This window comes from Synechocystis sp. PCC 6714, assembly GCF_000478825.2.
In the GTDB taxonomy this organism is placed as follows: Bacteria; Cyanobacteriota; Cyanobacteriia; order Cyanobacteriales; family Microcystaceae; genus Synechocystis.
In genome coordinates this window covers 786139-801873 of sequence record NZ_CP007542.1, presented here as the reverse complement: position 1 = coordinate 801873, position 15735 = coordinate 786139, and the positions used below count along the sequence as shown (strand labels likewise).

11 protein-coding genes are annotated in these 15735 nt (G+C 43.0%); 5 read left to right on the top strand and 6 right to left on the bottom strand.

Going from position 1 to position 15735, the window contains the following annotated elements:
* The first annotated feature begins 7 nt into the window (after positions 1–7).
* The 4 genes from D082_RS03610 to D082_RS03595 are packed head-to-tail and all read left to right on the top strand — an operon-like array spanning position 8 to position 5892.
* Entirely contained in the window at positions 8–1843 is a 1836-nt protein-coding gene (locus D082_RS03610) for an FkbM family methyltransferase (RefSeq protein ID WP_238546817.1), read from the top strand.
* Between the two features lie 49 nt (positions 1844–1892).
* Positions 1893–3245: an FkbM family methyltransferase gene (locus tag D082_RS03605; protein ID WP_028946440.1), complete on the top strand. Its 1353-nt coding sequence runs from the start codon at positions 1893–1895 to the stop codon at positions 3243–3245.
* 49 nt (positions 3246–3294) lie between these two features.
* Positions 3295–4083, top strand: a complete 789-nt coding sequence (locus tag D082_RS03600; protein WP_028946439.1) for a bifunctional 2-polyprenyl-6-hydroxyphenol methylase/3-demethylubiquinol 3-O-methyltransferase UbiG — start codon at positions 3295–3297, stop codon at positions 4081–4083.
* A gap of 24 nt (positions 4084–4107) precedes the next feature.
* Positions 4108–5892: a hypothetical protein gene (locus D082_RS03595; RefSeq protein WP_238546816.1), complete on the top strand. Its 1785-nt coding sequence runs from the start codon at positions 4108–4110 to the stop codon at positions 5890–5892.
* A 5-nt stretch (positions 5893–5897) separates the two neighbouring features.
* On the opposite strand, the gene cofG is transcribed toward D082_RS03595, so the two are convergent.
* Genes cofG through D082_RS03580 form a run of 3 tightly spaced genes read right to left on the bottom strand, consistent with a single transcriptional unit; the run spans position 5898 to position 8699 of the window.
* Entirely contained in the window at positions 5898–6884 is a 987-nt protein-coding gene (cofG, locus tag D082_RS03590) for a 7,8-didemethyl-8-hydroxy-5-deazariboflavin synthase subunit CofG (protein WP_051738666.1), read from the bottom strand.
* Positions 6885–6887: 3 nt separating this feature from the next.
* On the bottom strand, positions 6888–7526 hold the full coding sequence (locus D082_RS03585; protein ID WP_028946438.1) for an alpha/beta hydrolase: 639 nt from the start codon (positions 7524–7526) through the stop codon (positions 6888–6890).
* 12 nt (positions 7527–7538) lie between these two features.
* Positions 7539–8699, bottom strand: coding sequence for a SpoIID/LytB domain-containing protein (locus D082_RS03580; protein ID WP_028946437.1), 1161 nt, complete (start codon positions 8697–8699; stop codon positions 7539–7541).
* A gap of 163 nt (positions 8700–8862) precedes the next feature.
* Here D082_RS03580 and D082_RS03575 point away from each other — a divergent pair, with 163 nt between their 5' ends.
* On the top strand, positions 8863–9711 hold the full coding sequence (locus D082_RS03575) for a DUF1350 family protein (protein ID WP_028946436.1): 849 nt from the start codon (positions 8863–8865) through the stop codon (positions 9709–9711).
* Here D082_RS03575 and D082_RS03570 read toward each other — a convergent pair.
* The 3 genes from D082_RS03570 to D082_RS03560 form a co-directional block, all read right to left on the bottom strand.
* Positions 9706–10110 carry a ferredoxin gene (locus D082_RS03570; protein WP_028946435.1) on the bottom strand — a complete coding sequence of 135 codons (405 nt, stop codon included), beginning with the start codon at positions 10108–10110 and terminating at the stop codon, positions 9706–9708. The two genes, D082_RS03575 and D082_RS03570, sit on opposite strands and share 6 nt — an antisense overlap.
* A 298-nt stretch (positions 10111–10408) precedes the next feature.
* Complete coding sequence (locus D082_RS03565; protein WP_028946434.1) at positions 10409–12127, bottom strand: BRCT domain-containing protein; 1719 nt, start codon at positions 12125–12127, stop codon at positions 10409–10411.
* Positions 12128–12271: 144 nt separating this feature from the next.
* The gene (locus D082_RS03560; protein ID WP_028946433.1) at positions 12272–15640 is read right to left on the bottom strand and encodes a DEAD/DEAH box helicase; all 3369 of its coding nucleotides are present in this window, start codon (positions 15638–15640) and stop codon (positions 12272–12274) included.
* Positions 15641–15735 lie beyond the last annotated feature (95 nt).

Below are 15735 nucleotides of genomic sequence, written 5' to 3'. Positions count from 1 at the left end.
TGCCAGTGTGATCATTACCCCCAATGAAGTTACCTATCGCCACGGCACAGGAGCTTTGATCAAACGGGTGTTTCCCAATGATGCCCAAATTATCTCTGTTCGCTCTGATAATCACTATGGCGGAGAGCATAGTTTTGGCTTGGAATCCTACTATCTACCCCAACGGGGCTGGAGCCGGAAAGAAGTTTTCACCAATATCGGCCATATTTTCGCTGACCATGAAGTTAGTCGGATTTTTTGCGTGCCCTATTATAGGGAGGATGTGTTAACGGCGATCGCCATTAAAGAATTGTTTGGGGTGCCCCTGGCCATCTGGATTATGGACGACCAAAATATTCGGGTCAATAATATTCCCGACGTCTTGATGGAGGAGTTTTTACAAAAAGCCGATGTGCGTTTTGCCACCCACCCCGAACTAAGGGATGCCTACGAAAATAAATTTGGCTTAAAGTTTTGGATTCTACCGGCGGTGGTGCCCCACGGTTTAATTAAAACGGAAGTATTTCAGCCCCTAGAAGAAAATTGCCAACAACAGCGGGGTGCCCTCCTAGGCAGTATCTGGAGCCAACAGTGGTTTGCTGACCTCTGCCACAGCACGAAAGAAGCGGGCATTCAATTGGATTGGTATGGTAATTCTCAATATTATTGGCTCACAGAATCGGACGAGGATTTGCACGCTAAGGGTATTTATCCCCAAGGACTTTTTCCCGAAGATAAATTGGTGGAAAAACTCAAGGAATATCCCTTTGTGGTGGTTCCCACCGGCACCATGGATGAACGGGATGATCAGCCCCAACTTTCCCAACTTAGTCTACCGGGACGAATTCTATTTGCTCTGGCCACCGCCAATACACCGATAATTCTGATGGGGAGTGAAAAAACCTCCGCCGCTAGTTTCATCAATCGTTTTCAAGTCGGTGTGGTTTGTGACTATACTCCAGAAAGTTTTGGCTCTGCCGTGGCGGAGCTGTTAGACCCCCAACGTCAACGGGCTTTGCGGCAAAATGCAGTGGCCGTAGCAGAAAAATTTGGTGACTACAATATTGACACCTGGATTTGGGATTCCCTGGCCCAGGGGCAGGCCGCCGATGGGCGTTTTGAGTCTCTCTTTCGGCGATCGCCCATTGATTTGGTACATTTCATTGAACCCCCAGTGCCTAGCCTAATCTACAAGGATTATGCCCAGGTATACCAAGTAATGCGGCGCCTAAAGGTCAATGATTACCATCCTGATTTTGTGATGGATGTGGGAGCTTCCCATGGCATTTGGTCCCACACTGCTAGTCAACTGTTTCCCAAAGCTCGGTTTGTTTTGATTGATCCTTTGATTAACCGTTATGAGCAAAACGCCCGCAATTATTATCTGAAAAATATTCCCCAAGCTAAATTCCTCGAAATTGCTGTTTCCGATCAATCGGGTCAACTTAGTTTCCAGGTTTCTCCGGATCTCTATGGCAGTTCTCTGCTCACTCCAGCAGACTTTCGGGACTATGAAACGGTGACAGTGGAAGTTAAAACCCTAGACCAGGTAGCGGAAGAAGAAAATCTACAGGGCCGGGGCATCCTTAAACTAGATGTGCAATGTGCTGAACACATTGTCCTCGCCGGGGCAAAAAGTTTCCTCGATCAGGTGGATTTAGTGATAGCAGAACTTTCCTATGTCCGCTACGACGAAAATGCCCTGGTTTTTTTGGAGATGCTCAACCTCTTGGATCAATTGGGTTTCCGTTATTACGACGAAACCGGCGAATGGCGATCGCCCATTGATGGTACCCTATTGCAGAAAGAAGTGGTATTCATCCGTCAGGATTTGTTAGTACCCGAAACTAGCCGTAAAATTTAGCTTTATTTTTTGCCGCATCTTAATCAAGTTCCCTTCTCTTCCAAGCATAATGATCAAACAGTTATTAAAAAATAATCGTCTTGTCCAAAAAGTCAAAATATTAAAAGATCTGTTTCTGCAAAAATTAGATAATCTTCAAGAAACCGTTGACCAAGTTAAAATAACGACCCAACAAAACCAAGAAGAAATAAGATTAGACCTAGAGGAGAAAAATAGAAATATTGATCGAATTTTGGAAAATCAAGTCTTTCTAATTAAATCCGCCCTAGATACGGTTAAAACTATCCAATACTTGATTGAAAGTGGGCAACAACGGCAAATTATTATCGAACAAATGATTAATGCCATCCACCAAGAATTTCAACGAATCAGGGAAGAATCAGAGAGAAGCAACGGTTACATACACCAAGAATTTAAAAATATTAGGGATGAATCCCAGCAGAGATATCAACTATTACACCAGGAGTTTCAGCCTGTCCTCAGCAACCTACAGCACCACCAAGAAATTCTAATTGATAAATTTTTAGCTTTACAGGAAGGGACTCAGCAACAAAGTGTGTTTCTGCGGGAAACCCTAGCCCAAATTGCCGCCGATGTCCATGATCAAAAATTTAAAGTAGTCACCGACCCCAGCTATTTCCAGGCGATCGACATTGAGTTGATGGTCTATCTCTACTCCTATCTACCCCACCAACGGGCGATCGATGTAGGAGCTAATCGGGGTGATGTCTCCGCTAGATTGTTGCAAACAGGCTACGAAGTTTATGCCTTTGAACCTTTTCCACCAGTATTAGCCCAGTTACAGGAAAGATTAGGACAAAATAACAATTTCCATGCCCTCGGCTATGCCCTAGGATCTGCCAATGAGACTAGGGATTTACATTTAGTCGTGGATCAAACAGAAGAGAAAATATTTGATGATGCCAGTTTTTACAGCAGTTTGACTCGCCATTCCCTCACTGAAGGCTTAGCCTTTCAGGATAGTATTGCGGTGGAAGTCAAAACCTTAGCTAGTCTGCATGAAGCTGGGATTCTACCTGATGACATTGGTTTAGTCAAAATTGACGCAGAGGGTTTTGACCTGGAAGTTATCAAGGGTATGGGAAATTTCCGTTACCCAGTGGTGTTGGCGGAGTTTTGGGATCCCACTTTCCCCTTTGGACAAACGGGGGCAATGAATTACCTAAAAGACCTAGTACCAGCTATGCGCCAAAGGGACTATCGCTGGCATATCGTCATTTATCGCATTTGGGGTCAACATGAGATCAGTTTTTATTGCAACTCAGACTATTCTTTGGAAAATTCCTGGGGCAATGTTTTCTTCTTCCAGGATTACGAAATCTTTAATCAAGCTTTAAAATGGTGCAATGCAATTATGCCTGCCACTTATTTTGCGGTATAAATTGTTCCTGGATATGCTGACATGACTGGCAAAACCATGACCATAAGCTATGGGTTACGTTAACTATTTTGCTAAAGACTGCCTACAGCAATTACCATGGCAGAAAATTAGCCAGCGTGGTGTACTGATAGTAGGATGTGGCAAGGGTTTAGACTGCGCTGAATTCACTGATTTTGGTTGGGTCCATGGGGTAGATGTGTGCCGAGATTTGGGAAGAGATTTCTCCCATCCTAAGGTGACTTATTTTAGGGAGTCCGCTGAGGCAATGGAACGGCAGTCAGATTGCTACGATCTGGTCTTTTCCGTAGCAACATTGGAACACATTCACGATTTATTATCGGCCTTTAGAGAAATTTACAGGGTCACTAAGTCCGGTGGCTTGATTTATACGGTAGCGGCCCCTCTATGGAATTCAGCAGAAGGACATCATCTCAAATATTTAGGGCTATTTAGTGAATTTCCTTGGATTCATCTCCGTCTTTCTCCCACTGAAATAAAAAATTATATCTACGCCAATAAAACTGCTGTTGACCTTCAGGATTGGATAGATATTCTGCAACAAGAACAGCTATTATCAGTGCCTTTGGTTGATGGTGATTTAGTTTCCTATGCAGAAAATCTAGTCAATTTCTTATCCTCTGATTATTTTAATCGCTTACCGGCTAGTTGTTATATCAATGGGGCTAGCCAGTTACCGGTTAACAAACTGATTCGTAATGAACTTTGGCAAGACGGAGAAACATTACTGACTCCAGATGTTTTAATTGAGCTAATAAGTAAGGGCTTTACAAAAAAGGAACTTTTAGCAGTTTCCCATAACTATGTGGCAGTTAAATAAACTCAATAATTTATATTTAATAATATGCGTCATATCACCGCAAATCAAAGACAGTTTCTATTATCTTTTTTGCTTTCATTTTCGAAGAATATTTGGATTTATTTGCTTTTAATAGTTGTTACTTGGTTTGCTCGTTTTTTATTAGTCAAAGATTTTGGTCTTTATGAAGATGACTGGGCTTTTACTAGTACTGCCATTAACAATAGCCTAGAGCAAAATTGGTGGCGCCTCACTTCTGCACTGCAAACTTTTTGGCAGGGTAGGCCCCTTCACATGGCCTTTCTAACTTTTATTCCCTTCTGGGGGGCTAAATTAGGAGGTATTCAAGCATTATATGTAATTGGTTTTATTCTCATTAGTCTTAATGCTTGTCTATGGTTTTCTTTTGTGCGTCGAGTGACCCACAGTACCTATGGTGCGCTGATAGCAAGCTTGTTTTTTTGTCTCTACCCAGCGGACACTACTTTTAGTTTACTTCAGCATCTTTTTGGTCTTCAAACAGCCTTATTATGCATATTATTAGCACTCCATTTGTATATTACCATTTCTAGCTCAGAAATATTAAATTTTGGTTTAAAAGGAACAAGTTATCTATTCGCAATTTTATCTTTGTTAAATTATGAAAGTCTATTCCTGATTTTTTTTAGTGCACCGCTATTTCGTCCTCAACACAGTAGCCGACGCCAGAAAATAGTCCATTACATAGCTGTTTTTGTCATCGCTATTATTTATCTCTTAATTCGTCGGTTAGCAGGGGAATCAAGGGTTAGTGAAATGGGAGGTATTATTGCACTCAAGAAAATCACTCAACAAGTGGCATTAGGTCCCTTGGTTTCTCTCGGCTCATTTGTTCTGCGCCCCATACAGGTTTTAAATCAACTCCTTGGTCATTATTGGCCGGCTTTAGTTATTAGCTCAATACTATTTTTTGTGATCTTAATAAACTTGTTCAATTTAACTTGGAGACAAGATAATACTTGTGTTCTAACATTTTGGAGGCGCTGGCTAATGGTGGGATTGCTGATGACATTTCTGGCATATCCTTCAGCTCTATTGCTATCGGTAACAGTAATTGACGGCCGCGCATCGAGAGTACATTTTTCTGCTTCTTTGGGCACAACTTTTATATTTGCTTGCTTTTGGATTTTACTTTTGCTTGCCACACGTACAGAAAAATTTAAGAGATACTTAGCGTTATCACTATTATCACTACAGTTGGGACTATTGTTCACTTTTTGTCTAGATATTCAGTATCAATATCGTCTGAGTTGGCAATTACAACAGGCCTTTATAAAAGATGTCATTACTTTGTCATCTGACTTACAAGAAAATACAGTGATTTTAGTACAAGCTCCGAGCTTAGCAACAGGTAAACAGATCAATCCCTTCGATTGGAGTCTACCTTTAGTACTAGAGTCAATTTATCTTTTTCCCTCGGATTGGCAATTTTCTCCGAAGATTTACAGGTTATATTCTGAGGCAAATTTTCCTGATTATTGGCAAGAACATATATTGAAAAATAACCAATTTATTTTATCTCAAAACAACTTAGGCTTATACTTTTATCTACCTTGGGAACCAGAGAGAATCGTTGATGCTAAAAACGTAATTTTGCTAGTTGAGGAAGAGGATAGTTTGGTTCGTAGAGACTATATTATCGGAAACTCTGGGCAAAGAATTGCCCTTAAAATGAAGCCAAAATTTATTTCACAACCAAATTTTGAGACCACAATTATATTTGACCGGCTCATGTCATCCAATTGTGACTATTGTGGTACGAAGCCTGCTGTTTATTTTGAAAATCATTAAGCTTACTAACTAAACTCCGGGATTCCACCAATGGGGTAACTTAATAAATTACCCATTGTATAATCGGCCAAACGATCCTGTAAAGGGGGAATTAGCCAAGTAAAATAGGTTGGATAGACGGGAAGCCTCGGTTGTAGTAAATAACCATTTTCTTCTAGCAATTGACTCAGTTGATTGACCGATTGGTGATGATAATTTGGATTTACTTCATCGATGGGAACAATGCCCCCCAAGTCTCTCACACCGGCAGCTAAACATGCTAGTAAATCAGAAAAATTGCCCACTAAATTAGGCGGTATTTGTAAGGTAATGCCTTGGGGTAATATTTCCTTCGCTAGGGCAACAACTTGCACCAGTTTTTGAGGGCTATAGATTGGAATGTCATCCGTTTGTTTTTTCCCGGGGCTGTGGGGTTGCAAAATTACTTCCTGAATATGACCGTATTGTTGCTGGATGTTGGCGATCGCCATTAAGCTATCTTCCACCTCCTGATCAGTTTCCCCAATGCCCAATAGCAAGCCAGTGGTGAAAGGAATGGCCAATTCCCCTGCTAGCTGTAACTGTTTTAGCCTGAGTTGGGGCTCTTTGCTGGGGGCATGGCGATGAACCGTGGTGAATAACCGGGGAGATACCTGTTCCAGCATTAATCCCAGGGAAAAATTCACTTCCTTTAAACTAGCCATTTCTTGCCGATTTAAGGGTCCCGCATTGGTGTGGGGATAAAAGCCCAAATCAAGAGCGATTTTAGCCAGATTGTAAAGAAGTTCAAACCAAGCTTTTCTAAGGGATGATTGGGGATGCACTTCTCCGGCCAGAATTAAAATCTCCCTTACCCCCTGCTCTGCCAAACCTTCCAATCGCTGTTTAGCAACACTTTCCGTTAACCATTTATCCTGCCCTGGATCCTGGCGAAAATTACAGTAACTACAACGATTAAAGCATTCGTAGGTGGGAACCAGGGTATAAGCGGGACTGTAGGTGATAGGCAACACGCTTCAACTTAAAAAAGACCTCAACCGAGCCAACGCCATGGGAGGAATGGCATGGCCCATAGGGAACTCATGGTATTCCACGGAGGCCCCAATGCGTTCTAGTTCAACCTTGGCTTGCTGGGCCATTTGCACTGGGACTACCGGGTCTTCCGTGCCATGGATCAACAAAATAGGGGCGATCGCCTGGGGTTGAGATTCCGGCTGAAAATGGAGGTAACCACTGAGGGAAAAAATCTTAGCCAGGGGCAATGTGAGACCCACATCCAGGGCCATGGCTCCCCCCTGGGAAAAACCGCCTAATATGGTCCTGGCCAAAGGAATGCCCGTTTCCTCTGCCAAATTTAATAAATAATGCCGTAAAGCCTGTCGTGCTTGGGGTAATCCTCCGAAATTCTGACTTTCTAGATCGTACCAAGCCCGCCCTCCGGAAATTTGGGGATGGGCGAAAGGCGCATTAACAAACCGCCATTGATGATTAGGTAAATCCAATAAAGGGGCTAAATCTAGCAAATCCCTGGCATCGGCCCCCCAACCGTGGAGCATGACCAACAAATGACTAGATTCCGGCGATGCAACTACTCGGTCAGGATAGGCGATCGCCGAGAGAGCCACTCCGGGATGGGCCGAAAAATCTAAAGCCATGGCAGGACAGTCCTAGCGATTTAATTGGGTCAAACTAGCGGACTGGTAATAATGGGACAAAATTTGTTGGTAGGGAGTACCTTTTTGGGCTAGACCGTAGGCTCCCCACTGACTTAGGCCAATGCCATGGCCAGAACCACGGCCTGTAACAGTGAAATTATCACCGTTTTTTGACACGGTGAACAGAGTACTGCGGAGCTTCAATGCTTGACGGATGGCATTACCAGTCAGAGTTTTTCGCCCCCCAGTGCCATTGACTTGGATGGAAGCAACGCGACCCCTGGGGGTAACTTTTAGGGGGGTTAAACCGGTAACAGTGCCGATGCCGCCAATATGTCGGCTCAAATCACGGTTGCTGAAGGTTTGGTTCCAGCTAAACACCGGTGAACCTTGGTCATAGTCCACCACCCCCCGTAGATAGGGCAAAGGCGACATCCACACATCCTCAACATTTTCCGTATGGCCCCCAGAGGCGGCATGGAACGCAGCCAAAATCACCTTGCCGTTGTAGGTCATCACCTGGCCCGCTGTGGCTTCTACGGCCTCCACCGTGCTGACATATTCATTATTCATCCCTTTATAAACCTGGGTGGCGGTGGTGGTGTCCAGGTCATAATAACGATTACTATCTTTGCTGGTTTGGTAAATGGCATAGGTGCGGGCGGCCACGGCCTGGGCTTTTAAAGCTTCCAGGGGCCAGGATGGAATGGCTTCCGAACCCACCACACTGTATAAATACTCTTCAATATCCACCAAGTTAACAGCGCTTACCCCATTGCCCTGGCGGATTAAACGCACTTTACCCCGATACCAACGATCGCCGATCCAAACACGGCCATCGCCGCTGGGTTCAATGGTAATTTGGGAAGCCTGCATGCCACCGAGGTTAATGTTGCGACCGGAGGCAGTGGCACTGGCGGGCACCAGGGAATCTAAGCGGCCAATGGTAGCCCCACCAGCATTTTTGACTAGGGCTGGGGTGGAACTGCCCACTCTGACATTACTAACGCCCTTACTGATAGCAACCCGTAATTCCATCGCCTGGGCGGATAAAGTCCAAGCCAGGGAAATAATTAAAGCCAAAAAACCGGATTTGCCAATCACTTGTAACCAGGGGAGGAGAACCCGTAAGTTTGTTGGCAGGGAACCCCCTTTTTTTGTAGTAAATTCCATGACAAATTTTCCTCACAGCACAATCTACCGGTCAATCCTAACCAAGGTAGCCGTTGGGGGGAATTTTGCCAAGCCAGTTACAGCGCCGACCAAAGGAGGAAAGATCGTTAAAATAGCGGTGGTTATTGCATGGGTAAGTTTCTCACAGAGGTAATGGACTTCGATGGAATGGCGTGAAATTTCCGGTAGTTGGGTTCTGGTGCCGCCCCAACCGATCGCCGTGGTGCATTTTCTCGGGGGAGCCTTTGTGGGTACTGCTCCCAATGTGGCCTATCGTTGGCTGCTAACGGAACTAGGCAAAGCTGGCTATGTGGTGGTGGCCACCCCTTTTCTCAATACCTTCGACCATCGGGCGATCGCCCGCAGTGTGTTGAATCGATTTGAAATTATCCTGGAACGACTGCAAAAACAGGGAGAAATTACCAATGGCCTATTGCCGGTGTACGGTTTGGGCCACAGCCTCGGTTGCAAGTTGCATTTGCTCATTGGCAGCCTGTACGAAGTGGAGCGGGACGGCAATATCCTCATTGCCTTTAACAATTATCCAGTTAAACAGGCCATTCCCTTTGGGGAACAACTAGCCCAACTACAACTGGACAAGCTACTGATGGGAGTGCAAAAACAACTCAGCCAGTTCAATCTCCAGGTGGATTTAAATTTTGAATTCACCCCATCGCCGGAGGAAACTAACCTTTTAATTGCCGAAAATTATCGGGTGCGCCGTAATTTATTAATCAAATTTTCCAACGATGACATTGATCAAACCCTAGGCTTAAGGCCAATCTTAAATCAAAACACCGCTGACCTGGTGGCCTACTGTCCTCTCCCCGGCAATCACCTGACTCCCTTGGGTCAAGATATTCAATGGGAAACAGGCCAGGAATTTTCCCCCTTAGATGCGGTGGGGCAATGGTTGAAAAACTCGTTTTCCCAGGATTTAAGACGGTTACAAAAAGAAATTTTACGCTGGTTAGAACCGTCTCGTTTTTATAGCCATTTTGATAACTTATAAAGGGGGAAGAGCATGGGTAAAAAAGCGATACTCCTCCACCGGATGGTTCCGCAAAATATGCTCTTGGAGAATTTTTTCCATTACTGTGGGGGTGACGTTACGATACCAAATGCCCTCTGGATACACCAGTAAAATAGGCCCCTGCTGACAAACCCGCAAGCAGTTAGCCTTAGTGCGGAAAATGTTCCCCTCCCGACTGGCCTGGGTGCAATCAAGCCCCAACTCCGGCAAACGTTTTTTCAGATAATCCCAGGTGGCTAAGCCATCTTCTTTGCTACAGCATTTTGATTTGGTTTGGTCACAACAGAGAAACAGATGCCTTTGAATGCGCCCAAGGCCTAAACGTTGGCAACTATCAACAATAGTTTCAGGGGGAATTATGGGGACAGAGTTTTCCATGGAAATGTGCGCGGAAACCGAATAATCGCCGTATAGTTGGAGAGAATAAAGCCCTGTGGCCTTTCCCCACCAAAACCATTATGTTTAAAGATTGGAACTTTGATGACTGGATGAACCATTTGATGATGGTATTGACCCTATTGGGTTTAGCCATCATTTGGTTTGTGGTCTGAGATTTTTTGTTACATCTCCCCATGCTTACCAAGGATCCATCGGAACAACCATGGGAGGTAGTAGGTTTAATCGACCATGTTTTGGAAATTTAGTGGGTAGTCTAACTCCACCTATGGATTTCGCCCTAGTCGCCCAACAATTCCAAGAATTGTGCTTCTGACAATTGGGCAATGCCAAGCTTCTGAGCTTTTTTCAGTTTTGCCCCTGGAGCTTTACCCACCACAATGTAATCGGTTTTACTGCTGGGGGCACTGGTACATTCTGCGCCGATGTTCTGGAGCCTAGTTTTGGCCTCTTCCCGGTTCATGGCGTTGAGGGTGCCAAGGATAACGATTTTTTTCTCCGCTAGGGGATGGACGCCCTCCTGCTCACTGGGGGTGGTTGCTACCGACTTGGTGACAGCGTCAGCGGCTATTTCTGCCCTTTCTACCTTGGAGGTAACGGGTTCGCTAGATGCCACTGGGACAACATTTTTAATTTCCTCAGACGGCTCGGTTTGCTCCCCCCCTTGAACTTTCTGTTTTGTCTCATCTGGAACGGGTGCAACATCAACAGGCGCAACAGCCTTAGGGGGAGATTTTTTCGCTGGAGATGCAGGTGCTTTGGCGGCCTGGGCAACTGGTTCGACTGGGGCTGATTCCGGTTCAACTTTTTCTGCGGTAGCAGATTTGGGCGATTCCGGTTGAGCTTCAACGGTCGCCGGGGCGGGGGCAGCAGACACGGGGGGGGTTTCCTGCGGCGGCTTAGTTTCAACGGCTTTAAGTTTAGTTGGAACTTCAGAGGGAGAAGCGGTTTTAGCCTTAGCTAGGGTTTCCTGTAGGGCCGCCAATTCCTTTTGCAGTTGAGTTACTTCTTCCTCAGCGGATTGTAGGGCTGTGGACTGTTCTTTTTTTTCCGCTTTGAGGCGATCGCCTTCGGCCTGGGTTGTTTCCAGCTTCAGTTTTAATTCGGCGTTGGCTAGGGCCAATTCTTTTTGCGCTTCCTCCAGTTGGTTTAGTTTAGCGGTGAGTTGCTCCCGTTCCCCTTGCCACTGTTCTTCCTGTTGCACTAGGCGATCGAGGGCGGTTTGTAAATTTGTCACCTCTGCCTGGACTGACTGGGTTTTTTCTTTTAAAGTGTGTGATTCTTGCTGGGCTTGATCCCGCTCCGTGGTTAATGTTTGTACCTTTTGCTCTGCTTGGACAAGCTGATTCTTCAAGCTTTCCTGCTCTTCCCGGCGTTGTTGTTGCCAGAGTTTTTCCTGGGAAGCCAAACGTTGGTCGATCGCCTTGGCTTGATTTTGTTCTACGTAGCCGAGTTGGTCACTCAACTGTTGATTACGGGCAATCAATGAATTCAAATGAACTAACTTGGGCCGGGTTTCCGCCACTTCATTCACCGCCTGTTTGAGGCGATCGGACAAGTTGGTATTTTCCTGGAGCAATTCTTGATTGAGCTTTTGCAAGCCGACAAATTTTTCGCTTTGGATGTCGTCATAGTGGGCCAACTGATGTTGCAGGGCGGCCACCATTTTTTCCTGGGCTTGGTAGTTTTCTGTCAATTGATCCCGCTCAGCCAAAGCTTTCTCTAAACTGCTCTGGAGGGATTGCAATTCTTTCTCCAAGCGGCGTAATTTCCCCTTGGCATGGATAATTTCCTCCGGTGACTCCCCACCATCGTTGGGGACAACTTCCTTGGCGATCGCCGGAGTTTGAGGAGCAGGGATTGAAGTTAATGACTCCTCGGAGGGTTGGGATTGGGCGAGTTTTTTTTCTAGGGCACGACGACTATTCCAGACATATATGCCACTGCCTAGGGCCAAAACCAATCCAATTAAGGGGTAACTCAATTCCAATGGGGTCATCCACCGTCTCCTCGATCAAGAACATCAATGCCAATCGCCACTGGACTGGACTCTAGATCCTCTTATAGCAAGTTTGGGAACCTTTTATGGACGGATAGGGCGAAATAGTCGCAAAACTTAATCGAGACAGCCGGGCCAGGAACCTCAGCCCATTCTCCATAACCTCTCGCCACAGGAATCTACTATTTTTTGTCCTATTTCTAAGTTGATTAATCCATTGTCTTGTTCAATGCGTTGAATTAATTCCCTATAGGCCAAGGCAAACTGTAACTGGGATGAATTGCCCAAAATAATCAGCTTATTTTTTGCTCTGGAAATACTGACCAGCAATTTCCGGTCCGTACTTTGGCGATCGTAGTCAGCGATGCTTTGGATATTTTTAACTTGCTTAGACCAAGAAATGGTAGTAGAAAAAATAATTAATTCTCGCTCATCTCCCTGGAATCTTTCCACTGTATCAACAACGATGGAATCCATTAAAAAGTCAGCACCGGCAAAAGTTTTTTCCAACTGTTGATTAATTTCCGCTACCTGGGCCCGAAAAGGAGCAATAATGCCAATTTCTGCCATTGGCAAAAGTTTATTCTCCCAGTAAGTTTTGACTATTCTAGCCGCAATGATAGCCTCATTAGTATTCTTTCGCTGAATACCAGTTTCCGACGGAGTCTCAATAAAAATAGTTCTGCTCTTACTCAATTCCCTTAACAAGTAATTATCATTATTTTCGTAACCTAGCTCAATTTTTCTCTGTTCCTCTCTCTGTTCCATCAACGGGCGATCGTAATGAGGGGCTATCAATGAAGCAATATTTCTGTGCATACGATAATGCTCAGTTAGTTGCCCATAACAATGACTCCAACCCTTATTTTTAGCATTGGTAATTAATCTTTCAAACAAGGACATTTTCCAATCAGTAATGTTAATGGCATAGCGGCGGAATGGCTCCACTTCAACCCGACATTCTTCTTCATTCTGAGTAATTACTGCCGGCAATTGCTTTTGATCACCAATCAAGACAAACTTGTTGAATAAAACCACGATTCCAGCCACATCCGCCTCCGTTAATTGGGAAGCCTCATCAATGATTAGCTGATCAAATTCACCAACAAACTCCCTGAGTAATAAATACTTATCTTTAAAGGTAGAAACGGTGGTGACAAATACTTGATTTTCTTGTAAGCACTTGCGCCAAAGATCCGCATTATCCCCAGTTAATTTTTCAGCCAGCAAATTTTCATCAACTACAGTTTTGTTGCCTAAACGCAGGTAATCTATTGGCTCTCCATACCGTGGGAACTTAAGAGCTTTACAAATTTGTTCCACTGCCTTATTGGTAAAAGCAAGGATAAAAATGTTTTTTTTATTTGATTTGAGTAGTTCTGTTACATAATTAACCAAAAAGATACTAGTTTTTCCTGTACCTGGTGGTCCCTGGAGTAAGTAATAATGCTGAGCTTGTAGAGCTTCGCAAATAATTTGATTTTGATCATTAGTTAAGTAAGTATTTACCTGATAATCTATTGGTATCTTTTTTGGTTCCAAATATCCTAAAAGTATTTGTTTTCTCTCCATGGAACAAGACAATATTTCCAGCAAACATGCAATACTACTCCAGTAGTTGCGCTCGAAAATATCTGGCTCTAAAGCCCAAAAGGCATATTGCTCAATAAATGAATAATCATTTTGCTTATTGAATAAAGAAACTATTATTTGCCCTTGATTAATTACCTTGATCGAACCTTTAAAAATATGTTGTTTTAACGGTTCATACACCCCATCTATTTTGGGGTAAATAATTACCATGTCACCGGAACGGAATGAATGGGGCACATCAGCTTGAGTCAACGCCAATGAAAGATAACTTTTTTGTTTATCAATCTTGGTTAGTTGAAGATCATAAATTAAGCGATAATTATTCTGTTTAACATTGAAATCATCTAACCACAAACTAGCAAAGCCTATGGATTTTTGATGCTTATCTTCTAAGTTTGCTTGCTGATGATCTGATGTTTTACTATTAATTAATTCCCTTAGGATGAACGAGAGTAGCTGTTGATAATAGTTTGTTGTCAACTTTTCTGGCTGGTAATTTTGTTGAAAACGTTTTAAACGTCGTTGATTATATTCTGGTAATTCTCCAGCACCATCAGCTTTAAGCTGATCTAAGTTGCTAAAATCCCCCGTAGCTAACTGATAAATTTGGCAAACAATTTCATTTCTAATTTTAATTAACTCATTCTTTTCTTGAGATTCGCTAACAATATTTCTGCGGGGCTGATCTGATTTGGAATAAAATATCTCTTTGCTACCGACATAATTCTCATAGGTGCTTTCCAACATCATGTTATAAGCTACCACCTGCATTTTATGATTTTTCCATTCTCTACCTGGACGGGGAGGACCACCACTTTTTAGTTCAATAATATCTTTAAATCCATTTGAGTTAATAGTTAATAAATCTAATCTTCCTTGTAAGCCATAATGTTGTGAAAAAAATGTGGGTTCAATCCATATTCTCAAGTTTTCTTCCTGTAGCCTTTCTACCAATTGACTGATGTTGGGCATATGTTCTTGGGAGATTGATGTTTGGATATTTGTCATTTCCTGCTCCCCAAGGTAAGCGGATCTCAGAGCGTCTGATTTTTTGTAATCTGTAAAAATCTGAGCAATGTTAATTTGCTTATTTCTGACTAATTCATCTAGGTAATAACCCACAATAGTTCCCTTAAAAGCTGCACTACCAGCTAATTCTCCTACTAGTCTAGTCAACCAAAAAATATTACTGCTTGTATTTTTGTTGCCAAAACACTCACTGATAGCACTGGCATCCACCAGAAAATCCGGCTCTATTACTATCAATGATTGAGAGTTGGCTTTATATCTGTTTTCATTTGTTGAAATCAAATTATGGCAAGCGATCAAAGAATCAGTTTTTAATAAATCAGTCAGATAAAATAAATGGGGAGTATTAAACCAATCACAATCTATCGTAATATTAGTTTGTAAGTTTTCTAAATCAAAACCATAAATACGAAATGCCCGCTTTGATTGACTCCTATGATGCCCTGTATATAAAAGCTTTAGGTACTTGGTAGACGGCGATCGCCTTGTCTGAAAAAGCGCGGTAAAATATTGATTGTTATACTTGTTATTGTCAAAAGTAAACTCTATTAAATTAGAACTTTGAACTGTTTGCAGACACAGTTTCTGGAGTAACAAAATCCCCTGTTCAATTGCAACTTTATTTACCTTTTCCGAAAAACCTCTACGGATAAATTTACGAAAAGCCTCAAAATTGCTTATATCTTGCTCATCTAGATTTATTTTACCAACACAATATCTAAATTGTGCATAAAAATTCTTAAAAACTATATTTTTTGACTTTGCAAAAGCTTTAATAAATTGATAAAATAATGTCGAGAGTGTAGAAAAATCATCTCTTAGACTAGATTTAGATCGACTTAGCAATACCAAGTCCTGATAGATTTCTGTAATCTTTTTGCTATGATTCATCAATCATATCCACAAGTAGTTTACTAATGATTATTATCAAAATATCGCTCAATATTCAATTTTTATTAGAAGTTGAGTAAACTGGTTATCAAAGT

What these genes read in the sequence shown, in the direction of transcription:
- D082_RS03605 (WP_028946440.1), top strand. Translation starts at nt 1,893, where the DNA reads ATGATCAAACAGTTATTAAAAAATAATCGTCTTGTCCAAAAAGTCAAA.
- D082_RS03600 (WP_028946439.1), top strand. Translation starts at nt 3,295, where the DNA reads ATGGGTTACGTTAACTATTTTGCTAAAGACTGCCTACAGCAATTACCA.
- D082_RS03595 (WP_238546816.1), top strand. Translation starts at nt 4,108, where the DNA reads ATGCGTCATATCACCGCAAATCAAAGACAGTTTCTATTATCTTTTTTG.
- D082_RS03585 (WP_028946438.1), bottom strand. Translation starts at nt 7,526, where the DNA reads ATGGCTTTAGATTTTTCGGCCCATCCCGGAGTGGCTCTCTCGGCGATC.
- D082_RS03580 (WP_028946437.1), bottom strand. Translation starts at nt 8,699, where the DNA reads ATGGAATTTACTACAAAAAAAGGGGGTTCCCTGCCAACAAACTTACGG.
- D082_RS03575 (WP_028946436.1), top strand. Translation starts at nt 8,863, where the DNA reads ATGGAATGGCGTGAAATTTCCGGTAGTTGGGTTCTGGTGCCGCCCCAA.
- D082_RS03570 (WP_028946435.1), bottom strand. Translation starts at nt 10,110, where the DNA reads ATGGAAAACTCTGTCCCCATAATTCCCCCTGAAACTATTGTTGATAGT.
- D082_RS03565 (WP_028946434.1), bottom strand. Translation starts at nt 12,127, where the DNA reads ATGACCCCATTGGAATTGAGTTACCCCTTAATTGGATTGGTTTTGGCC.
- D082_RS03560 (WP_028946433.1), bottom strand. Translation starts at nt 15,640, where the DNA reads ATGAATCATAGCAAAAAGATTACAGAAATCTATCAGGACTTGGTATTG.